The sequence below is a fragment of the Leptospira licerasiae serovar Varillal str. VAR 010 genome, from assembly GCF_000244755.1.
Taxonomy (GTDB): Bacteria; Spirochaetota; Leptospiria; order Leptospirales; family Leptospiraceae; genus Leptospira_B; species Leptospira_B licerasiae.
In genome coordinates this window covers 389,382-411,755 of the sequence record NZ_AHOO02000013.1, presented here as the reverse complement: position 1 = coordinate 411,755, position 22,374 = coordinate 389,382, and the positions used below count along the sequence as shown (strand labels likewise).

Below are 22,374 nucleotides of genomic sequence, written 5' to 3'. Positions count from 1 at the left end.
GGTTGAAATGTTTTTCTTTGTTTGGGATAAAGAAATAAGGCGGCTTTCTTGTTCCTTATCCACCCATTCCAAAGTAGATGAGAAGATTACCAGAGCTATCTGTAAGAAAATTAGCAGAATGTAAGGTATGCGCCGCACTATTGCCAAAAGAATATAGGAGTATATTCCGTCAATCCTTACTATATATTACGAATAAACACCCAACATTCCTATTCGTTTTTTGTTGAATTTACTGATAGTCTGTCTAACGATTTTGACTAGGTGGGGTATAACCTACATGGACTACTGCACCTCGCTGAAAGCGAATCAATATCTCCCTATCCGGTCTGGACCCTTCCGCAAATTTAGAAACAGGCCTATAATAAAGCCATTCTTCCATTCCTGGGGCCCAATTGTTTACGATCCTTTTCTCGTCCGGCTCGCCCAGTTTGTTTTTTACGAATAATTTATTTTGATAAAGTAAGGACCGGACCAACTCTTCTCTGATAAAAATAGTGTTAGAAGCCTGTACTGCATTCGGATCCGCATCTTTCCCAAGTAAACTTATGTCCGCATCCGGAATAGATTTGAGTACGAATTCCTTACACTTCGTATCATCTGCGAAGGTTTCCATACACTCTGAATACAAACGTTTCGGACTCTTAGATTCCTTACTTGATGATTCAGGAAAAAAATATGCACACTGAAGAAAGGAGAATAAACAGAGAGTAAATACGAATAAGGATCTCATTTTCTTTTCCTTCTGCTCGTCTTCCTTTCGGAAGAACCGCCGCCGCCGGAAGTAACAGGCATAGCCTCTGCCGCCGGATTTTTAGGTTTAGCCCCCTGCAATTCTTGGAAGCCTCCGGTCAGTTCTTGTCCTACTTTTTTATATTCTTTTTTCTCTTCAGGCAACTGGGTTTTTTCCGTAACTTCCACACGTAGTAAGAAGCTAACGATCTCATATTTCATGTTCTCGATTGCTTGGTCGAATAATCTGAAACCTTGGAGTTTATATTCTACGAGCGGATTCTTTTCTCCGTAACCTACAGTCCAGATACCTTCTCTCAGATGGTCCATGGAATAGAGATGTTCTTTCCAGCGATGGTCCAGGATATCCAGGAAAATATTTCTTTCTAAAAGTTTCCAAACGTCGGCGCCGATCCGATCAGCTTTTTCTTGGTAGAAAGTTTGTGCTGCATTATTCAAAGAATCGAAAATAGCCAACTGGGGATTTTTGGATTTTTTAATTTCGTCTTGGTCCACTTTCCAAGGAAGTCCAAGTCCTTCGAACCATTCTTTTAAAACTTCCCATTCCCAACCGTTAGGATTTCCACCTTCACAGGTGGCAACTACTTGGGCCTCTATCATTTCTTCTAAGAAACTTTTTGCCTGACCGGTTACGTCTCCACCTTCCAGTACTTCGTTTCTCATCTTGTAGATGACGATCCTTTGGCGATTCATCACATCGTCATATTCCAAAAGGTGCTTACGAATATCGAAGTTATGACCTTCTACCCTTTTTTGCGCCCTGGCAATCGCGTTAGACACCATTGGATGCTCTATCTCTTGCCCTTCCGGCATCTTGAGTCTTTCCATGATGCCTGCGATCCTGTCCGATCCGAAAATCCTCATTAGGTCGTCTTGTAAGGAAAGATAAAATCTGCTCGAACCCGGATCTCCTTGGCGACCGGAACGACCTCTGAGCTGGTTGTCTATCCTTCTCGCCTCATGTCTTTCCGTTCCTAAAATGTGAAGTCCGCCCGCTTCTAGAACTTCTTCGTGGTTCTTTCTCCAGATCTTTGCGCTTGTAAGTATCTCATTCGCTTTGGATTTTTTTGCCTGAGAATCTAATCTTTGAGAAATGGATTCCGCTCTTTCAAAATCCGCACGAACGACAGCTTCCTTAAATTCGCTGATGACCGGATCGGATTCCTTCCAGGATTCCAAACTTTCCTTAAATAACTGAGCTCCACCTAAAACGATGTCAGTTCCCCTTCCCGCCATGTTAGTAGCGATTGTAACTGCCGCAGGTTTTCCTGCGTTTGCGATGATCTCCGCTTCTTTTTCGTGGAATTTAGCGTTCAGAACGTTATGCGCAATCCCTGCTTGTGCTAAAAGCCTAGCAAGAACCTCTGATTTTTCGATAGAGATGGTTCCGACAAGAACAGGTTGTTTTTTATCGCGACAATCCTTGATCTCGTTTAAAATAGCTGCGAACTTTTCTTTTTCAGTTCTATAAACTCTATCAGCCGCATCCTTTCTTTGAACAGGAACGTTCGGAGGAATTACGATCACATCTAGATTATAGATCTTATGGAATTCTTCCGCTTCCGTATCGGCCGTTCCGGTCATACCCGAAAGTTTTTCGTATAATCTGAAATAATTCTGAAAAGTGATACTCGCCAAAGTTTGGGATTCCCTGGCGATAGGAACTCCTTCTTTTGCTTCCAAAGCTTGGTGAAGACCGTCTGAATATCGTCGGCCGGACATCAAACGACCGGTGAACTCGTCTACGATGATCACTTCTCCGTTTTGGACCACATAGTCCACGTCCCTCTGGAATATTTTATGAGCTTTTAATGCTTGGTGAACATGATGTACCAGATCCACGTTTTGAGGTGCGTATAAGTTCTCAATCCCTAAGATCTCTTCCACATGAGCCACACCCTTTTCAGTCATGAGAGTGTTTTTTGCCTTTTCGTCTTTCTCGTAATCTTCGCCTTCGATCAACTTAGGAATGATCTTGTCTATACGAGTGTATTTGTCCGTGGATTCGTCGGATGGACCGGAGATGATGAGAGGTGTTCTTGCTTCGTCGATCAAGATCGAGTCCACCTCGTCCACAATCGCAAAGTAATGGCTTCTTTGCACTTTATGATCGATATGAGAAACCATATTGTCTCTCAGATAATCGAAACCGTATTCGTTATTAGTTCCGTAGGTGATATCGGCAGAATAAGCCTTTTTCCGATCATCATGGTCCATATCGTGTTGGATGATCCCGACGGACAATTCCAGGAAATCGTAAATCGGTTTCATCCAATTTGCGTCCCTTCTTGCCAGATAATCGTTCACTGTAACGACATGAACACCTTTACCCGCTAACGCATTTAGATAAACTGCAAGGGTAGAAGTTAGAGTTTTACCCTCTCCGGTCTTCATCTCGGAGATATTTCCCCAATGAAGAGAGATACCGCCCATCATCTGCACATCGAAATGGCGCATCCCTAATTTTCTCAAGGCTGCCTCTCTTACGGTAGCGAATGCTTCCGGAAGGATATCATCCAAAGTTTCTCCCTTAGAGAGTCTCTCTTTAAACTTTCTAGTTTGGGAAGAAAGTTCGGAGTCGCTCAGAGAGCGCATGGACTCTTCCAAAGAATTGATTTGGACTACGATCGGAGTAAGTCTTTTAAGATCTCTTTCGTATTTACTTCCGAATAGGACCCTGAGTAATTTCTGAATCATGTATGCACCATTAACCGTTTCAATTCAATATGATAATAGTCCCGGAATTCGGGACATTGGATAAGAAATATTATAAATCCAAAATTCCTTCGAAGAGAGCTCTACCAGCTCTTTCCATCTGAGACCTAAGATCTTCCGTTTCGGGTCCGGGAATCCATCCTGCTTTTTTAATAAACTCAGAATGTACATTCTTCCAAACACCCAACATATTCTCTGTTACTTCTAGATGGCACTGGATACCGAACACTCGATTCTCATATCCAAACATCTGGTTAGAATAAAAACTTCCTTGTAACAGATGATCAGCACCTTTAGGGATCTCAAATACGTCTTCGTGTAGATGGAAAGCAGGAAAAGAAGAGATCCCGCCCAATTTAGAAAACACAGGATGAGAAGGATTTATTACTTTTACGTCGGAAAACCCTACTTCCGGGCCTTTCTCTCCTTCGTATACCTTAGCGCCCAGAACAGTTGCTAAAATTTGAGAACCCAAACAGATACCGATGACCTTTTTATCTTTCATAGATACTAAGTGAGATGCTAGTTCCAGCCAAGGTTTGAAAAATTTATGCTGATTAGGATCATGTACAGTTTGAGGTCCGCCTAAAAATACTACCAGGTCGAACATTTGGTGAGCCGCAGGAACGATATGAACTCGTTCGTCATACGCGTTATGATAGGTAATCCTATAATTTCTAGCTTGCAAAGAATATAATAGAGTTCCAGGACCCTCACAATCCTTGAAACGAACAATGAGACATCTCATGATTGGCCGGCCATTCTTTTGAAGAAGATCACCTTCATATTTTTAGGGATTTTATTCGGGTCGGATTCCTCGCTGATTGGCCCGATAAAATTATAATATAGGATCAAAGGTTTTGTTTTTAGCAGAAGTGTTTCCGGAGTTCCAGTGACAAGTCCCTCAGTTCGATCTACTTTGAAAGGAGGTTTCATAATGAGCACCGGAAGTTGTATCCCGAATTTTTTGACTTCTTCCTTCATCAAAACCGCAGCTTCTTTCATTTTTTGTTCCGTAGAAAGAGCCTCCGGATTATCAAAAAATATATCCGGGTCCACGATCATGTACAACTTGATATGAGGAGTTTTTTTCAGTTCCGCATTCAGATAATTTAAGACCGGAATTTCCTTAATACAAGGAAGGCAATTCGGACCATACACATTGAGTGCGATACGGTCAGCAGCAATATCCGATATTCGGATACTTTCTCCTTCCAAACTGATGCCTTCAAAATCTTGGACACCTAGATTGGATTGTTCTGACGGAGCACAAACAGTAAGAAGGCTCGCTATTAATAAAAGGATTAGGCGGAAGAAAATCCCCTTGGGAAAGGGAATACTAAGCCTGGAATCGGAGTTGGCCTGAGAATCCATGGGCGTTTACCAAAATCGAAGATTCTCCCCAGAATTCAAGGAATAAACGAAAGATATAAGGGATTGACAGAGAAGGGAAATTGAGAATGATGGTAGTTTCAAAGGCCTCTATCCCCTCTCAGGAATACAAAATGACCCAGAACCAGAATTCAGAATTCGATATTGTAACTTTGATTGAACTGGCCAAAAAAAACAAGTACGAAAGAGCCGTAGCCGGCTTCCAAATCCTGGATAGAATCGACAGACTCGAATTACCTAAAAAGATCAAAGGACGCAAACTTGCCGTCCAAGCGATGTTTGCACTCGCAAACGACGAAGTTCAGTACAAATACGTAACTAAAGAAGAAAGAGCCATCACAGAAGCCGAAGCACAAGGAAACGGTGCTACTTATTCTCAATTCAACGGACTATTCGAAGCTCCCCAAGCTCCTATCGCAGAAGAAGATATGGAAGAAGATTTCATTCCAGAAGAAGCTGCAAAACCTCTTATGGACATGGAAGATGGTGAAGAGGGAGAATCCTACGACGAAGAGGATGACGATTCCGATGACGACGAGGATGAAGATGAGGAAGATGATGATGATTCCGACGACGATGATGACGACAAGGAAGAAGAAGACGAGGATTAATCTATCTTCCAGCTTGTCCGGCAATCTGACGGTTCTCTGAATTTGAAGGAGGAAAATTCCTCCTTCCATCTACATTCCACACAAAATCCAATCAAAGAGGGAGAGAGAATCTCCCTTTCTATTCCTTCCCCCCTACAAAAAGACGAATTTCTAATAATTATTGGGATTGGTTGCGCCTATCATGTGATTTCTTATCTGAAATCTGTCGAAGTGCCTACAAAAATCCTATTACTCGAACCATTCTCCGAACTTGAATCCCTGGTTGGCGCTGAACTGAAGGAAAAATTAGGCGGAGTTCCAGTATATTATGGTTGGGAGAAATTTGAAAAACTAGACAAATCCGAGTGGATGCCCGCAGATACCAAAAATCTGCGAATTTTCATTCACCCGAATTATTCCAGACGGTATCCGGATCTAAGCGAAAGGATACTTTCCTTCTTCCAAAAAAAGGAACCCGTTTCCCAAAATAAACTCGCGAAGCAAGAGTTCAGAAGGCTCTGGGTCAGAAACTTCTTCAAACATTTAAAAAAGTCTTCAGAAAGTCAGGACTCTTATCGGATCCTTGGAAAAACACTTTCTCCCAAGCCTGGTAAGATCGGATGTTTTGTAGGAGCTTCGCCAAATTTAGAGTCTGAGATCGATTGGATCCGCGAAAATAAAGAGAAAGTCTTTTTACTCAGTTCGGACACTGCACTTGGATATCTATTACAGAACGATATCCAACCGAATGCTGTGCTTTCCATAGACAGTGGGCTTGGAACATTCTACCATTTTCCGGAAAATACGCCGGAGAATATTCCGATTTTCACATGGTTTGGTGGAGCTTGTAGGATCTTCGACCTAAAAAATCCAAAGATCATCTATCTTTCTACTCATCCACTGGACCAGATCCTGGGAGCAAAATTTTATCCGAAGGCACCGATCTTAGAAAATCCAACCTTAAATGTGGCGGGCCTTGCGGTTTCACTACTCAGTTCCTTAGGAGCAGAATCCGTTCTATTGAAAGGATTTGGTTTCGAAAGAGAAGGCGGAAAAACTCACTGCAGATCCACAGGTTACGAAAGATACGACAGATTTTTCATCGATCGGAAAAGAAGCCTATATAATTCGAGATATACGCCTGAATCTAGATGGAGAACAAGAACGAGCGTCCTAGAAATATTAAAAAAATGGAGTCCGATCCCTATTCTTTCCGAAATCGACTCTAAGTGGAAGGTGTTCTCGGATTGGGAAAATTCTCTGGAAAGTTACCCTTCTTCTTTTCCTGGTACAGGACCGAACTGGAGAAAACTTTGTGCGGAAATTTCAGAACTTCCAAGTGAGATCCGGATACTTCTTCCCAGAGAAACTAGACTTTTAGATCCAAGAACCTGATTTTGGGTCGAAGAACCTACAAGAAGAAGATTCTACTACTTGACATTCCGGGAGAATTCTCTAAAACTCTCTAGTTCCGGGAAACCGGCCAACCTTTCGGTTTAGGATTATGAATAAAGGTTATATTATTTGTGTCGATGATGAAGTGTCGGTACTGGAAACTCTCCAGGAACAGCTTCATAACGAGTTCGGAAAAACTCACGAGATCGAAACCGCGAGAAGCGCCGAGGAGGCACTCGCCTTATTGGAAGAGATACAAGCTTCCGGTTATGTGATCGAAGTTATCATTACGGATCAGGTGATGCCCGGCATGAAAGGAGCCGATTTTCTGGAATCGGTCCACAAACGGTCTCCTGACTCGATCAAAATTCTGCTCACCGGCCAAGCCGGTTTAGATTCCGCAATCCACGCGATAAATTTCGGGGGATTGAGCAGATACGTGGAAAAACCTTGGAACATTGAGGATCTAACCAGAGACATCCGATCTTTGATAGAAAAGTTCCGGCAGAACCTGGAGAATCAACATTTAGTCAATGAGCTTAACAGAAGAATTAAGGAACTCGAAGAAGAAAACCGCAAACTGCAGCAAACTGGCGAATAACCGGCTGTCTATCCTCGAAAACAAAACAGATCAGATCTTGCGGAATTCTCACTTTTTCAAGTTAGCGGCTATTTCCGCGCTTTTTCTAGTATTATCCTTTTTATCTTTCGGCTCTCTGGTCGCCAAAGAGGCTCCACCTAAGCCAAAATATACGGAAGAACAGATCCGTAAGAAAAAAGAAATACTTTCCAAAGTTCTAAAATACGGAACTACAAAAGAAAGAGCAAGCGCTCTCAGAGAATTAGAGGATTTTCCGAAAGAAGAAGCAGGAGAATTGTACGACCAAGTTGGAGTGATCCTTTCCAAGGATCCGGATTGGTCCATGAAAATCTATGCGCTTAGAATTTCCGGAATTCTAAAACTTACACAATTCGAAGATAAGATCATCGCATTATTAAAATACGACCAACAAGACGTGCAGAAGGAAGCGGTCTATGTGGTCAAAAAACTCAAATTCGATTCCGGAATTCCTGTTTTAACCGAATTGCTAAAAGCACAAGACTTTACAAAAAATTCGAATTTTCTGATCGCATTGATAGAAACACTAGCCGAATTTCCTCAGGCAAACGAAGCTTTCTCCGTATTAGAAGCAAGATTCCAAGAGAAGTTTAACGATCCTGAAGTAAGGGCACAGATCGCACTTTATTTCGGAAAGGTAAAAAAATCTTCCATTGAGAATGTTCTGATCGCAACTGTAAAAGACGAAAAAGAACCGATTACACTTCGTGCCTACTCTGTAAACGCACTCGGAAAGATCAAATCGGAGGCAGCGATCGTTCCACTCAGGGAACTTTTAGAAAAGATCCGTGCCTTAAAATCCAAGAACGATATCCAGGACTACCAAGCTCTCAAGATACATACGATCACCGCTCTTGTTTCCTTAGGAGATAAGGAAATTATCGAAGAATTATATTCATTCGCAAGAGACGACGATGCAATGGTCCGACTTCGTGCAATCAAACATTTGGCGGAAACCGAAGATCCAGCAGTGATCGAAATTCTAGAATACAAGGCTCAGAGAGACCCTAGCGAAAAAGTAAAACGCGCCGCTCAAAGCGCGTTGGACCAACTTCGTAAAAAACTAGATCCGAATTTTGTTCCAACAAGCACTGATACAAAACCTGCAAAGGATACAAGCACCAGAAAAGCAGGAGGTTCCAGCTCTTCTTCCAGAAGATCCAGACCGAGCAGCGGAGGAGGAGAAGGTTCTAATCCAGTTCCATTGAGTGGAGAAGGAGCCGGATCTTCCGGAGGCAGCAGTGGTGGTGGATCTTCCGGTGGTTCGGGAGGCGGTTCCGGCGGAGGGAAACCATCCGGTGGAGAATCAGAGGATTTGGAAAACGATTAGTATGAAACAATTCCTTCTCCTATCCGCAATCCTTTGTGTCATACCAACATCGGACGGGAGAAGATTGGATGCGGAACCCGCAGGAAATACCTACCGTGGGACAATCACTCTCCAAGAGCCTAGAGCCCTCGATATAAAAGAATCCTTAACCGATTCTTCTCCCAATTATCCGGAAACAATAAAACTATATTACCAAGGTTTAAAGGAAAACTACGTAGTATTCTATGATTGGAACGGACATACTCTATATTATAAATATAGAGATAATAAATTCGACAGAAGATTAAAAAAATATGTTTCTAGGTTGGCAGCCGGCGCACCTTACGAGGTCACAGGAGAATACCAAGGAGTATTCGTATTCGAGAACAAAACCATTCGAAGATTCAAGAAGAAGGGAGAAGATTCACTCGCCGACAGAAAAGAAAAACAATCCATCCCGGTATTCCAACTAATCAAATACAGAGAATTGATCTTAGAGGAAATCATCTTTTGATCCGAATTCCATTCTCCAAAATTTTTCCTTTCTCATTCATCCTCATAAGTATATCCTTAGATTCAGTCCCATTAGACCCGGACCAAAAAGTCTACCAACCCGGAGATACATTTACGGAAAATTTTGTCCGGATCGATTTCCCGGAAAAAGCTCTAGTTCGCACCGAATCTAGAAAGCGTTGGAGAGCGGTTCCGCTCAAAGACAGATCCTGGCTCGCCATCTGGCGCAAACTGGATCGAGTAGGAGAAGAAACTCTCGGAACCAAGGTGTTAGAGGCGGTCTTTCCGGACACAACTCCTGAAAAATTCAGCATCTACAGAACGGAGATCCTACGCTGGTCTAAAGAAGATAATTCGGGCGGAAACCCACTCCTGCTCTACTTCTTCTTACTTCGAAAGGAAGATAAGGCCTATACATTTTATATCGCTTTCTACAAAGAACGCCAAGACCTAAAAGAATGGTTCTCCAATCCGAACCGTTATCTAAACCCACAGTAAAATCGACTTGCTAGGAGGCACGGCTCTCAAAAAATGGAGCCTCCGGGCCTATAGCTCAGTTGGTTAGAGCAGCAGACTCATAATCTGCGGGTCGAAGGTTCAAGTCCTTCTGGGCCCAAAATTTTCTTCTCATTCGTTTATACAGCAGATTCAGAATCTCCGGGTTGCAGGTTCAAGTCCTTCTGGGCCCAAGAAATCATTCCTTACATTCCAAAATAAAGTTCCTGAAGGACTTGAAGCTTTTGCACGAAAGCATTTGCAGCGCCCCATAGGAAGCGTCGCAAATGCGCCGCGAGCCAGGATGGCGAAGCGAGTGCAAAAGACGCCGTGGAGCTTAGTCGAACAGGATGTGAGACTGAGTAACGGCAAGTCCTTCTGGGCCCAAAATTTTCTTCTCATTCGTTTATACAGCACATTCAAAATATGTTGTATTCCTACTATCAGATAAAGCCAAAGAAAAGCACGGTCCAGGTCCGTAATATGTCCGTCCGGAAAAACCAATGAGCGATCTTTCATAAAAGAAATACGCCGCAAGCAAAGTTGAAGTTAGTCCGAGGTAGATTGCAGTTGGCAATATTCTCTTTTGGAATGCGTTCATATTTACTCCGAAATTTCTCTTGTAGGCTCTTCGACAACCCATTCCGAACAAGACATAAACTATTTAATGCGACAGAATAAGGTAAAGAATTCCTAATATTATGTCTTTTTAATTAGTTTTTCCAGAAACTGAAATTATTAGAAGCCAGTCTAAATTTTTCAGTTTTGCTTGCCCTCTCATTTAGAAACCGGTAAATTGTGTCATAATACGTAAATCGGTCAAATCTTTGACACAATTTACGTTAGGAGAAACTCGGGATGATCCAGACTGTAGAAAAAATTTTTAGAGAATACTTTCCCATCCCGGAAGAAAGAAAGAAGACCATTCTTCTCGTGGAAGATGAGGCGATCATTTCACTCTCCGAGACCCAAAGATTAAAAAAGAACGGGTTCCGGGTTATCTCCGCTTACACTGCGGACGAGGCAGTCCAAATAGCGACTAACGACTACACTGTCGACTTAGTTCTTATGGATATTGATCTTGGAAGAGAAGAAGACGGTACGGATGCTGCGGTTCTTATCTTGAAAACAAGGGATATTCCCATCGTATTTCTCTCCAGCCATACCGAACCGGAGATCGTCGAAAAAACGGAGAAGATCACATCATACGGCTATGTTGTTAAAAATTCCGGAGAAACCGTTCTAATCGCTTCCATCAAAATGGCGTTCAAACTTTACGAGTCCCATCTTCGTTTGAAAAGAAGCGAAGAGTCCTTAAAAGAAAACCAGGAACTTCTAAAGGCAACATTAAGGTCCATTGGAGACGGCGTCATCTCCGCCGATGAGTTAGGGAATATTACGGATATGAATTATGTTGCGGAAACTCTGACAGGCTGGTCCAGATCGGATGCAATCGGCGAACCTATCGAAAGAGTTTTCAAAATTGTGAACGCAAAGACTAAAAGAAGAATGAGAAACTCTCTAGATGCTTTAGCCGCTAATAAAGAAAAAAATATGGGCTTGGAAAACCAAGTATTACTCGTTTCTAAATCAGGTGCGGAGCATAGGGTCGCAGAAAGTTCCGCTCCGATCCGCTCCGAAAAAGGATACACCATAGGTTCCGTTCTAGTCTTTAGGGATATTTCCAAAGAATACAGTTTATTAGAGAATATTAAAGAAAGTGAATCTAGATTTAAAACTGTCGCGAATGCCGCTCCTGTGATGATCTGGGTTTCGGGCCTGGACAAAAAATGTAATTGGTTCAATCAGACCTGGCTGAATTTTACCGGAAGAAATATCGAGCAAGAGCTTGGGGACGGCTGGGCAGAAAGCGTTCATCCGAACGATTTGGACGAATGTATCCAAATCTATTCCAGTCATTTCGACGAAAGAGAAGCTTTTAGCATGACCTACCGTCTAAAAAACAAAAACGGCGAATGGAGATGGATCCAGGATAACGGACTTCCTATAACTAACGAATCGGGCGTTTTTACCGGATTTATCGGTTCATGCGTGGATATCACCGAAGCTAAAGAAGCATTGGAAACATTAGCGAAGGATCTTCACGAAAGGGAGTATCTTTATAAGGAACTCCAACATAGGGTCAAAAACAGCATGAGTATGATCAGTTCTATCGTAGAGATAGAAGCATCCAGATCTTCGGATCCGAAACTGGGAAATACTTTGGAGAATTTAGTAAATAGAATCCATTCGGTCGGGAACTTGTACGAGATGTTATATACTTCCAACAATTCCCATTCTGTCCGTTTGGATCGTTATATCCAAAAGATCACGGAAAATCTTCTGAATGCTTTCCAAGAAAAAACAAAAGAGATCTCTCTTCAACTCGATCTGAACGATCTGGAAATAGATGTAAAAAGTGCAATCCCTCTAGGACTAATCTTGAACGAGTTAGTTACCAATATTTTCAAATATGCATTCCCTAAAAAGCGAGAAGGTAAAATTTCCATCCGACTTTTCAAAGAAGATTCTTGGGTAAATTTAATCGTCTCGGACAATGGGGTCCCTTTTCCGAAGGGATTCAGAACCGATTATTCTCCAGGACTAGGATTACAACTTGTGAATATGTTAGTGGACCAACTGAGAGGAAAAATCCAATGGAAATTGAACGGGGAAAAGGAAGTTTCGATCCGATTCTGCAACAAAGAGGATCATTCCGATCAATTTACATTCATAAAATCCTAAAAATTTCTTCCGGATTTTTCCGAATTTCCTGCCAAAATTAGCCAGAATTCCAGATTGCCATTCTGCAGGGTGAAATGGAAACTTAAACAATGGACCAGACCCTAGCCCGAAAGGTCAACCCCAAGCCCCGCAGAAAAGGAGGGGCTTATGCGGTAGGAGCGGAAGATATTTATATTTTTCCACTCTCCGAAAGTACGAACTTATTTCTTCAAAAAGTTTGGACTGCATTCGTAAACAAAATGGTCTCCATGACCCTTCCGAATGGAAAACCAATATTCCAATATGCAATTTTCGAGGCGATCCAAGATAAAAACCTAAAGATCGTAGCATCCGCAACTCATTTCAGAATGAAACAAGTGACGGACAGGATCGGTCTCCAAAGTATTGAAGACTTCATTCGTAACACGATCCCGATTTCCATCCAAGATCCGGGAAATCTTTCCGCCAGATATTTGAGAGAAGCGATCCTCTCCGTTGAAAAGAAAGCAAGACCTGAAGTTTATTTCCATAGTCTGGACGACGAAAGGGTCCATCCCAACTTAAAACAGCTTCTTACTAAAACGATGAACTACGCCGCGGGGATTCCCTTATTTGTGAAAGGTTCACCTATCGGTATGTTATGGGGAATCCGCAGGGACAATATGACCCCCGAACAGGAAGAAGAAGTTCGTCAGCAATTGTACAGTCTTTACGACGTAGTGGACTTTGTGATCTCCAAAGAGATGGGCCTAAAAGGAGATCCATACTACGCACGCAAGAATATCGAAAAATCGGATCTTCATTCCAGAGCAAAACACCTATTCTATACCAGAGGTTTCGGCCAAGACGAGCCTGTTACCACGATAGTATTCGATTCCCATACGTACCAAAGATCTTACCGGCTGGATGCGAGCTTTTTAATTCCTTCCGGCGATGGATATTCCGTCAGTTTGAAACGTTTTGAACCAAAGGATAAAAACGATACAGGTAAGAACCTTCTTCTTATCCCTGGCTTTTTTTGCAGAAGGTCCGTAATGGACAAAGTAGCCAGAGAGTTATCTCTCCGCCATGGTTATAGAGTTTTCTCCATGGATATGAGGGGAAGATCCAGAAGAACTCTGCCACTTTTCGGAATTCGAGAAGGTTGGACCGTGGATGATTTTATCCAAGAAGATTTTCCGGCTGTTCTCGCATGGATCAAAGAGAATTTTCCAAACGAACAATTAGTGGTGGTCGGCCATAGCATGGGGGGAATGATCCCTCGATTCTACTGTTCCGCGTACGAAGAGATCGTAAAAAGGAAAAAAGACTCCGCAGTTCCGCTTCCTCGTCCGGACGAACTGATCTCAGGGATTGTTTCGATTACTTCTCCGAATTTTGTAAGACTACAGGCGCAAATCCCAGGTTTGGATATTCTGAAGATGGGACTGAAACTAGTTCCTTCTAAAACAATCTCCGATTTTCTTTTCGATCTGACTTCTTTTTCTTTGCAGACAACTCTTCCTACTGTGGACCTAAATAAGTTTTTCAAATTTCTATTGGGACTACATTCTTCTTTGAGAGCCGTATCTTTCGATCTTCATGCAAAAGTCGTAAACCTGAGAGACTTTGTGGGTTACAAACAGATCTCTCCTCCTGAATGGTATTTTTTGATCGAAGATATTTTCTGCGAAGAATCCACAAAAGTGGTCCTTCAGTTCCTTAGATCTCAATTGAGTCAGGACAGATCGTTCCTCTCTTACGACGGCACTTTGGATTATACCGCACTCCAAAAAAATCTGCAGATCCCGCTTTTTTCCGTTTTGGGTTCTGTGGACAAAGTGGTTCCGAGTGAGACAATCGAGAACGATCTTGCTGCACTTCCTCACAAAAAAAATAAGATTCTTTCGTACGAACAGGGTCACTTAGGTATCGTTTTCCACATGCCGGTGGTAAAGGAAATGTGCTCCGAAATTGACTCCTGGATCAAAGGATTGGACTCGACTTGATCCCCAGGTTTAGAACGCTTGACATTTCGGGAAACGAAAGATAGGTTCAAATACTAGGAAATGGATCTTTTGGAAGCGACCATATATAATATCTCTCTCACGAATGTGGGCTTTGCCGTATTTTTAAAGGCAAAAGACGATTCGGATCAGAGGGTCGTTCCGATTTTTATCGGTCCTTTAGAAACACATTCCATCACTTCGGTTTTAGAAGGTACAAAACCTCCTAGACCTATGACACATGATCTAATGACGATCCTACTCACCACTCTGGGAGTACAGATCGTAAAGATCGCGATCGAAGAGATTATAGATAATACTTTTTACGCAAAGATCACTCTTCGTAAAGACGAGGAGCTGATCGTCCTCGACGCAAGACCGAGCGATTCGATCGCACTCGCACTTCGTGCTAACGCACCGATTTATTTGGCAAAAAAAGTCATCGAAGAAGCTGGAATCGTAATGAAAGACGACGAGATTCCGGGCGAAACCATCGGAAAAGAAAAAATTTCCCAATTGCCAAAGTCCCAGTTGGAGATCCTACAGGACTCTCTAGACAATGCTCTAAAAGCCGAAGATTACGAGACTGCTGCAAAGATCAGGGATCAGATCCGCAAACTTCTGGAAAATCCCTCCTAATTTCTTTTCAAATCGGCAAAAAATCGGATTTTTCCTCCGAACATACTGGACCTAAGCCATTTCCTTTTGTATCCTTGGTTCCCTTGGAGCAACAATCATGGAAAAATCTCTAATGGACATCCTAAACGCCGGAATCGCATTATTTCAATCCGGAGAAGATAAACTAAAACAAAGCCTTTCCGACCTGGACCATGCCTACCAGGACCTCAAGAACAAAGGGGCCCAGAACCAATCGGAACAGGCGAACAGGCTTAGGGATCTGATCCAGAAAACTGTAGGAGACGCTCAGGATAAACTATTGAACGCAAACGAAAGTTCAAAAGCGGTGATGGGTCAGCTCAAAGATAATTTCGAAAAGATTTCGGCACAAATTGACGAAGCTCTTCCGGAAGAATTTAAAACAAAGGCTAAGTCCGCTCTAGAAGAGCTGAAAAAGCTGATCAAAAAATAAAATTCTGAAAACTTGATAAAAGATTTACCTTAGAAAAATTCGGGACAAACAAACCGGGTCCCGGATACTAGGCCTCATCTTATTCAGGCGCCTATGATGAGGAAACAATCCTTCATATTAATACTTACAGTCTTCATTGACATGATGGGATTTTCCCTCATCTTCCCTATCTTTCCGGAAACACTAAATCATTTCCTGGCCCAGGCAGGAGATCCTGTCTTGGATCTTCTTGCAGGTTGGACTTCCCGCATTTTGGACGGAAGAACAAGTGACTGGAAACTTTTTGTAGCGCTCTTCGGCGGGATCGTAGCCAGTTTATATTCTATACTTCAATTTTTGTTCTCACCTATTTGGGGAAAACTCTCGGACAGCACCGGCCGTAGACCTGTCTTAGTTTTTACCTGCACAGGCAGTTTTTTAGGATACTTAGTCTGGTTATTCTCCGGAAGTTTTTCCCTATTCGTTCTTTCTAGACTGATCACAGGTCTTATGGGAGGAAACGTGTCTGTGGCAACAGCTGCAATGGCGGACTCCACTTCGGAGCAAGACCGCACCAAAGGAATGGGAATGATCGGAGCCGGAATCGGTCTCGGATTTATCGCAGGTCCTTCTATCGGCGGGATCTTAGCTCATACAAATCCTTCTTATCTTCTTCCCTTTTTACCGTTGGAGAAGATGACGATCTTCCCTTCCGTAGCGCTAATGGCGACTGCTGCATCTTTCGTAAATTTACTCTTAATACTTTTCAGATTCAGAGAAACTCTTCCTCATCATTTACGCAAAAAATCGGAAGGAAGACTGCATCCTGCATTAGGAGTTTTTGATCTTGGTTCCAGAGAGATTATGTATTTGGGTTTCCTAAATTTGTATTTTTTACTCTTCTTTTCAGGATTCGAATTCTCTCTTAACTTTTATTTGGATCAGTTCTTAGGATATAAACCTGTAAGTATCGGTTACACTTTCGTTTATATAGGACTCATCATAGTATTCGTACAAGGAGGAATTATCCGCAGGATCAGCGGAAAAGTCCCTGAAAAAAAAGTCGGACTTCTTGCCTCAGTCTTCTTAATTCTGGGATTTTCCTTCTTATATTTTTCCAGCGCTTCGGTTATAGCTTCAGAAGGATCATCATTCTTATTATTCGTGGCCTTGACATTCTTGGCTATGGGAAGTGCGTTCTTAAACCCTACTGTATCTTCTATCGTGTCCCTATTCTCTTCTCCAAGCGAGCAGGGAAAAAATCTGGGAATTTTGAGAAGTTTAGGGTCTTTCGGACGAGGGATCTCTCCGATCATATTCAGCGTAGTGTATTCTCAAAAAGGACCTCAAACCTCCTTCTTGGTATCCGGAATCTTAAGTTTTATTTTCTTCGGATTGTTTCTATTCGTAAAACAGCCGAATCCTAAAAATTAAAAAAGAAAATATTACGCAACAGTTCTCTTTCTAACAGCGACTATCCGCATAATATTAAAGAACTGCGTTTAAAGCTTCTTTCAGTCTTTGGAAATGAAGATTCTCATTCAGTTTGGATCCGTTTTCTAATCTGAGTAAGAATGTATCTCTTACCTGACCAGAATCGGTTACCGCTTTAAAGGATAGAATATCCACTCCGAACAAGAATAAGATCTGAGAGATCTCGAATAAGATCCCAGGTCTATCTTCCATTCTAAGATCCATTACTGTGGAATCGCTGATCTCAGAGTTGAAGAGAAAAATTTCCGGAGCAGTCATAAGCTTGGCCCTTAAACTTTCCATTTTTTCAGGATGGTTTGCCAAATAGTTCATCACGGACATTCCGCCGTAAAACAACTCATGAAGATCGGCATGGATCGCATTCAGATGACTATCAGTCATAGGGGCGCCATCTATACGTTTCACTATAAAGATGTCCTGGATATAACCATCCGTGGAAGTTTCAGCAATTGCCTCCTCTATATTCCAACCATGAACATATAGAACTGCGGTTACCCTATAAATGATCCCTATCTCATTTTTGGAAATATTGACCTTTAGGGCGTAAGCCTCGCCCCTAGGGATGCAAGAGAGATGTAGAGGTTTTCCTGGAGTAGTGATCATCGGATACCTTTGATGCTAAATGCTGAATTCCTGAACATTAAATCCAATAAATTCTAGACTTTTGCATTCTAATAACAATACTGCAAAAGGCGTGCCTTTTTTATATAAGCTTATAATAAAAATAAGGGAAATGGACAGCCCGGTCGCCCGGGCTTTGAGACTATATTAAAGTGCGAACTTGATACCTAGGTTTGCAGAATATATCTTATCGTCTGTGGCCATAGCTTCTGCTAATACCTTGAACATCAATATATTCAATTCGAAGCCACCCACAAAGTAATTCATTTGAGTTCTAACGTCCGCAGACCCACTGGTCCTTAAGGATAGTGTTCCTCCTGCATTACCGTTCATCTGCTGGATGATCTCAGGAGGAAGACCGGAAGCATTTGGATCCAAAGCTAAATAAAGAGGACCGCTCACCCCCAGATTCAATTTGGTGTATCCGCTATTATTAGAAATACCGGCACCCGCAAATAAGGTTAAGATATAGAAGAGTCGAACTCCTGTCCGAATATCCACCGGAACAGATTGCACCTTGGATTGATAAGCGAAGTTGACATCCGCATCCCATTTACCAGTAGCGGGGCCAAACTCGACTTTAACCGCATCTGATCCGCTTGGATGATAGTTCATATTGATCTCTTCCCATTTCCTGTGGAAGCCGATCCCTAAACTTAGTCCAGTGAATCCGAAAAAATCCAACTTAGTGTATCTCTCTTTTGCGATCTGGAATCTAACCGTCATTCCAAAACTGTTTATATTCCCGGACATGGATAAGTCCTTGGAAGTGGAGTCGCTCAGCGATTTTATATCTCCGTTAGAGATATTCCCTTGGAAGCCGTGAGCATAAATATTGATCCTATGCAGGAAAGACCTGCCTGAATCCTTTTCATCATCAGTAGGTTGGTGAGAAGGTCCCTGGCCGAGTAACCAGCCCAAGTTCACACCTACCATTGCTCCAGGGTTGATAGAAGCTCCTACATTCGGGAACTTAGGGATGGAAATATCCCCGTATTGGATATTAATATCGTCTTTTTTGACCCCGGCGACTCCAAGGCCTGCTCCTATCTGGAATCTGTTAACGGTTCCAGGTCCCATCATGGAAGAGTTGATATTTGCAAGAACGGACGCATCTGCCATAGATTTTGTCAGTTCATTTAGATATTCTTTACGAATGGTTTCTTCCAAACCATTGAACTGAGCTACTGTGGATGCTGGGATTAAATTACAAACATTGTTTCCGGAAGCAGGAGGAAGGCATGTTACCTGGGCTTCTGCAGAGGAAACCGGGATGAAATATAGGGAAGAAGCTAAGATAAGGAAGGCGGTATATCGAATATACCGCCTAACTATACTCTCTAAAGGAGCCATTCGATCCATTTTACCCTTGGACGATAGCTATTACGAGATTATTTCAGAGTCCTAAACTTCCACCAATAATTTCTTTCATGATTTCGGTGGTTCCCGCATAGATCGTCTGGATCCTTGCATCCAAATACGCTCTTGCGATCGGGTATTCCATCATATAACCGTATCCTCCAAAGAACTGGAGACAAAGGTCTGTATGACGTTTTTGCATCTCTGTGGAATAATACTTAGCCATAGAAGCCTCTACAGTTAATTTTTTTCCAGCAATATGCTCCGAAACCACTTTGTCGACGAAGGTACGGCACATTTCAAGTTCCGTAGCCATCTCCGCCATTTGAAATTTGATGTGTTGAAAACTTCCGATCTTTTTCCCGAAAGCCATCCTCTCTTTAATATATTTTAGAGTCATTCTCTGAACAAGTGCAGTGGCTTCTACCGCTGCAATCGCTAGTACGAGACGCTCTTGCGCGAGTTTCATCATCAAATAACGGAAACCTTGTCCGTCTTTTCCGATTACGTTCTCTTTGGGAACTACTACGTCGTTGAAGTATAATTCCGAGGTATCCTGAGCTTTTAGTCCGATCTTCTCGAGATTACGGCCTCTTTCGAAACCTTTCATCCCCTCTTCTATCATAACAAGTGAAATTGTACCGTTTTCATGTTTCACGGCGGTAATTACTAAATTTGCGAGCTGTCCATTGGAAATAAATGTTTTCTGACCGTTGACAATATAATGGTCTCCCTTGTCCACGGCGATAGTTCTGATATTTTTGAGATCGGAACCTGCTCCAGGTTCGGTCATAGCGACCGCTAAAATGCTGTCTCCGCTGCAACAACCAGGCAACCATCTCTTCTTTTGTTCATCGTTTGCGTAAGCGCTGATATAAGGTGCGATCACATCGTTGTGAAGGGAAACGAAAAATCCGCTGTTCCCGGATCTGGAAGATTCTTCTATTACAACAACGTTATATAGGAAATCGGCGCCTGATCCGCCGTATTCTTCCGGAACGTCCGGGCAAAGTAATCCGCTCGCTCCGGCCTTTTTCCAAAGTTCTTTCGGAACCATTCCGACTTTTTCCCATTCATGATGATAAGGAGCTACTTCAGTTTCGAAAAACTTGCGTGCCATATCACGAAAAGCTTCATGCTCTTCGGTAAATTGTAGGACTCTTTCCATTTATATCTCCCGTGTCAATAGACGGTATTCATTCTCATGTAAACACCGGGATTTCGTTTAATGTACTGGATGAGTTCGTTCTGAGAAATAGAGAACAATTCCGTTTCTGATTCTGCTTGGAACGTGTAATTGGACACCAGTTTTTTGGATATAGAGTAAATCTCTCCCACGAAATCTCCGTCTGTCAGCTCGGCCAATTTTTTGCCGTGTTGATATACGCTTACTTTTCCATGACGAATAATATATGCCTCGTGGTAAAACGCTTTTTCCGTGATAAGCACTGAACCTTTGTTCACCTTGGAAAGTCTCATGATCATTTCTAATTGGGTGACTTGATGACTTGTAAGTCCTTTAAAATGGCGTGAATCTAACAGTGTTTTCCAAGAGTTACTATCACGAATGCTGTTCAGTCGTATTAAGTTTTGTCTTAGGTCAGTATTTCTGATAAACTGTAAGAACTTATTTTTCTCTATCGTAAGAGCTACTACATCCGTTTCCGCAAAAACGTCGGCTGCTCTTGGCAAATCTAGAACCAAAGAAGCCTCGCCGAAATACTCATATTGCCCGTATCGTTTAATGGGCGCTATATCGGAGTCTCCTAAAAGACCTTCGAATTTTACGTTCCCGGAAGCGATGATATAGAATTTATCTCCCGGAGTTCCCTTCTTAATGATCTGATCTCCACGTTTGTATTTTTCCTCGCGGACGATCAGTAGGAATTCCTTCGCCTTCTCTATCGGGAAACCGCTGAAAATATCGATTTGGCTTAAGATATCTAAAAGATTATAAGCCTCCATATGCTTAGGAGGAGTGATTTCCGGATAAACCGTGTTCTCTATTCCGAAACGGGCCAGTTTCAGTTTGGTATCTGCAGGCATATCCGTTCTTGCGATATGATATACCGTGATCTTTTCCTGGATCTCGGAAGGTAAACTCGCCAAATAACTGACTCTAGTATGAAGAGGAGGAATCCCCGCTTCATGATAAATAATCCTTCTGTCCCAAGGGAATTCTTTTAAGAATTTCCAGCGAGATTCGGGAAGAACTCCCTTCTCATACATTTTGTCGTGAACTTCGGGCTCGTTCAAATGATCCGAAGTATACACAAAGGATTGGTCTTGGAAGAAGAACTCGAATCCTACGGAAGGAATAGAATGTAATGCATAATGAAAATTGAATTCTCCCCCGTTGATCATCGCAGGTCTTCCTATGATGATTTGTTGGAAATTGAAAAGTTCCAACAATTCCTTACGAGGGATCTTAGTAAGCGCCGAATATTTTCGGATAAAACTTTCCATCACCGTTGCGGTTGCGTGAATTGTGATTTTGGTCTCTTCCATAATTTTTTGGAAGGTACCCGCGTCATGATCCGCGTGGCAGTGAGTAAGAATAACGTGGTTGATCAACTTAGGATTTACGTTAGACATCCTAAGCCACTCTGTGGAATTCACAGGAGGATCTACCATGATACCTTGGTGGTTCAGCCAAATAATAAATCCGGAAGTGTTATCCTCAGGATCAAATCCGTGAGAAGGTCCAAGACATGTAATCCCAAGTAAAGGAGCCTGGAATGGTTCCTTTAGTCTATGACCGATCTCATATTTAATATTAAATCCAACTTCTCCAGGGATCTCTGTCTCTTTGGTCCCGTCGGTGATCCTAAAGTCACCGGAAGGAAGTTTACGTACCAAAACCTTTCCCAGGTTGACCATATTATCTCTATCGAATACTTGGAAGTCGACCACATCGTCTAGTCCCTTGTAACCTCTGAAATAACCCATCTCCGCTTTCATATCCGGGAACCCGAAAGATTCCGCTCCGTCCAGATACTCCGATTCTAAATTGATCTCTTCTGGACCCATTAAGGATTCTTTAAGTACGGTAATTAGCTGATCTTTCTGCTCGGAAGTACAGATGATCGTGGTTTTTTTTTGTCTTAGGAAGAAATTAAAGTAAATCGGGAATTCAAGCTCTGCGGTGCTGATCCCCTTTTCTACGTGGAAAAATTTATTAGGAAGTATAAATACCAGGGGAGTCTTTTTTTCGGCCATCGTATCTTTGATGGTTTCGGGAGGAGAGCCGATCTGAAAGAAGCCTTCGCTCGTTTCGACTAAATAACCCCCTCTAGGAAGTTCTATGTATCCCCTGGTTTGTTCTTTTAGCATGAAAAATTCCG

The 22,374-nt window shown here is 42.3% G+C and carries 19 protein-coding genes and 1 tRNA gene; 12 read left to right on the top strand and 8 right to left on the bottom strand.

The annotated features are described in order from the left end of the window. Positions 1–244 precede the first annotated feature (244 nt). From LEP1GSC185_RS17825 to LEP1GSC185_RS17810, 4 genes are all read right to left on the bottom strand, one after another. A complete protein-coding gene (locus LEP1GSC185_RS17825; RefSeq protein ID WP_008592637.1) occupies positions 245–730 on the bottom strand; it encodes a hypothetical protein in 486 nt (161 codons plus the stop codon). After that, the gene (gene secA / locus LEP1GSC185_RS17820; protein WP_008592085.1) at positions 727–3,447 is read right to left on the bottom strand and encodes a preprotein translocase subunit SecA; all 2,721 of its coding nucleotides are present in this window, start codon (positions 3,445–3,447) and stop codon (positions 727–729) included. The genes LEP1GSC185_RS17825 and secA overlap by 4 nt, the downstream gene beginning before the upstream one ends. A 70-nt stretch (positions 3,448–3,517) precedes the next feature. Continuing rightward, on the bottom strand, positions 3,518–4,213 hold the full coding sequence (locus LEP1GSC185_RS17815; protein ID WP_008592320.1) for a type 1 glutamine amidotransferase: 696 nt from the start codon (positions 4,211–4,213) through the stop codon (positions 3,518–3,520). After that, positions 4,210–4,839, bottom strand: a complete 630-nt coding sequence (locus LEP1GSC185_RS17810) for a TlpA family protein disulfide reductase (protein ID WP_008592407.1) — start codon at positions 4,837–4,839, stop codon at positions 4,210–4,212. Before LEP1GSC185_RS17810 ends, LEP1GSC185_RS17815 begins: the two co-directional genes overlap by 4 nt. Before the next feature lie 86 nt (positions 4,840–4,925). On the opposite strand from LEP1GSC185_RS17810, the gene LEP1GSC185_RS17805 reads away from it, so the two are divergent. The 12 genes from LEP1GSC185_RS17805 to LEP1GSC185_RS17745 all read left to right on the top strand — a co-directional run bounded on the left by LEP1GSC185_RS17805 (position 4,926) and on the right by LEP1GSC185_RS17745 (position 16,990). Next, positions 4,926–5,468, top strand: a complete 543-nt coding sequence (locus tag LEP1GSC185_RS17805; protein WP_008592460.1) for a hypothetical protein — start codon at positions 4,926–4,928, stop codon at positions 5,466–5,468. Positions 5,469–5,510: 42 nt separating this feature from the next. Then, positions 5,511–6,842: a 6-hydroxymethylpterin diphosphokinase MptE-like protein gene (locus tag LEP1GSC185_RS17800; RefSeq protein ID WP_008592616.1), complete on the top strand. Its 1,332-nt coding sequence runs from the start codon at positions 5,511–5,513 to the stop codon at positions 6,840–6,842. Between the two features lie 109 nt (positions 6,843–6,951). Further along, positions 6,952–7,443, top strand: a complete 492-nt coding sequence (locus LEP1GSC185_RS17795; RefSeq protein ID WP_008597153.1) for a response regulator — start codon at positions 6,952–6,954, stop codon at positions 7,441–7,443. Next, positions 7,376–8,791 (top strand): HEAT repeat domain-containing protein, encoded by a 1,416-nt coding sequence (locus LEP1GSC185_RS17790; RefSeq protein ID WP_029607962.1) that lies wholly within the window; start codon positions 7,376–7,378, stop codon positions 8,789–8,791. Before LEP1GSC185_RS17795 ends, LEP1GSC185_RS17790 begins: the two co-directional genes overlap by 68 nt. A 1-nt stretch (position 8,792) precedes the next feature. Continuing rightward, complete coding sequence (locus LEP1GSC185_RS17785) at positions 8,793–9,284, top strand: LIC_11959 family protein (RefSeq protein WP_008592090.1); 492 nt, start codon at positions 8,793–8,795, stop codon at positions 9,282–9,284. Continuing rightward, positions 9,281–9,781, top strand: coding sequence for a hypothetical protein (locus tag LEP1GSC185_RS17780; RefSeq protein ID WP_008592390.1), 501 nt, complete (start codon positions 9,281–9,283; stop codon positions 9,779–9,781). Before LEP1GSC185_RS17785 ends, LEP1GSC185_RS17780 begins: the two co-directional genes overlap by 4 nt. A gap of 44 nt (positions 9,782–9,825) precedes the next feature. Next, positions 9,826–9,899: transfer RNA gene (locus LEP1GSC185_RS17775), tRNA-Ile, on the top strand. Positions 9,900–10,636: 737 nt separating this feature from the next. Next, positions 10,637–12,523, top strand: coding sequence for a PAS domain S-box protein (locus LEP1GSC185_RS17765; RefSeq protein ID WP_008592114.1), 1,887 nt, complete (start codon positions 10,637–10,639; stop codon positions 12,521–12,523). Between the two features lie 89 nt (positions 12,524–12,612). Continuing rightward, positions 12,613–14,490 (top strand): alpha/beta fold hydrolase, encoded by a 1,878-nt coding sequence (locus LEP1GSC185_RS17760; RefSeq protein WP_008593008.1) that lies wholly within the window; start codon positions 12,613–12,615, stop codon positions 14,488–14,490. A 60-nt stretch (positions 14,491–14,550) separates the two neighbouring features. Continuing rightward, a complete protein-coding gene (locus LEP1GSC185_RS17755; RefSeq protein ID WP_008592198.1) occupies positions 14,551–15,126 on the top strand; it encodes a bifunctional nuclease domain-containing protein in 576 nt (191 codons plus the stop codon). 97 nt (positions 15,127–15,223) lie between these two features. Next, positions 15,224–15,577 carry a phasin-related domain-containing protein gene (locus LEP1GSC185_RS17750; RefSeq protein ID WP_008592274.1) on the top strand — a complete coding sequence of 118 codons (354 nt, stop codon included), beginning with the start codon at positions 15,224–15,226 and terminating at the stop codon, positions 15,575–15,577. A gap of 96 nt (positions 15,578–15,673) precedes the next feature. Further along, a complete protein-coding gene (locus tag LEP1GSC185_RS17745; RefSeq protein ID WP_010515469.1) occupies positions 15,674–16,990 on the top strand; it encodes an MFS transporter in 1,317 nt (438 codons plus the stop codon). Between the two features lie 54 nt (positions 16,991–17,044). Here the strand turns inward: LEP1GSC185_RS17745 and LEP1GSC185_RS17740 are convergent, their stop codons facing one another. The 4 genes from LEP1GSC185_RS17740 to LEP1GSC185_RS17725 form a co-directional block, all read right to left on the bottom strand. Beyond that, the gene (locus LEP1GSC185_RS17740) at positions 17,045–17,653 is read right to left on the bottom strand and encodes a hypothetical protein (protein ID WP_008592413.1); all 609 of its coding nucleotides are present in this window, start codon (positions 17,651–17,653) and stop codon (positions 17,045–17,047) included. A 165-nt stretch (positions 17,654–17,818) separates the two neighbouring features. Continuing rightward, positions 17,819–19,033 (bottom strand): Lsa36 family surface (lipo)protein, encoded by a 1,215-nt coding sequence (locus LEP1GSC185_RS17735; RefSeq protein WP_008592787.1) that lies wholly within the window; start codon positions 19,031–19,033, stop codon positions 17,819–17,821. Between the two features lie 34 nt (positions 19,034–19,067). Further along, positions 19,068–20,198, bottom strand: a complete 1,131-nt coding sequence (locus LEP1GSC185_RS17730; protein WP_008592630.1) for an acyl-CoA dehydrogenase family protein — start codon at positions 20,196–20,198, stop codon at positions 19,068–19,070. A gap of 14 nt (positions 20,199–20,212) precedes the next feature. Then, positions 20,213–22,363: a cAMP/cGMP-dependent 3',5'-cyclic-AMP/GMP phosphodiesterase gene (locus LEP1GSC185_RS17725; protein WP_008593002.1), complete on the bottom strand. Its 2,151-nt coding sequence runs from the start codon at positions 22,361–22,363 to the stop codon at positions 20,213–20,215. Positions 22,364–22,374: the final 11 nt, after the last annotated feature.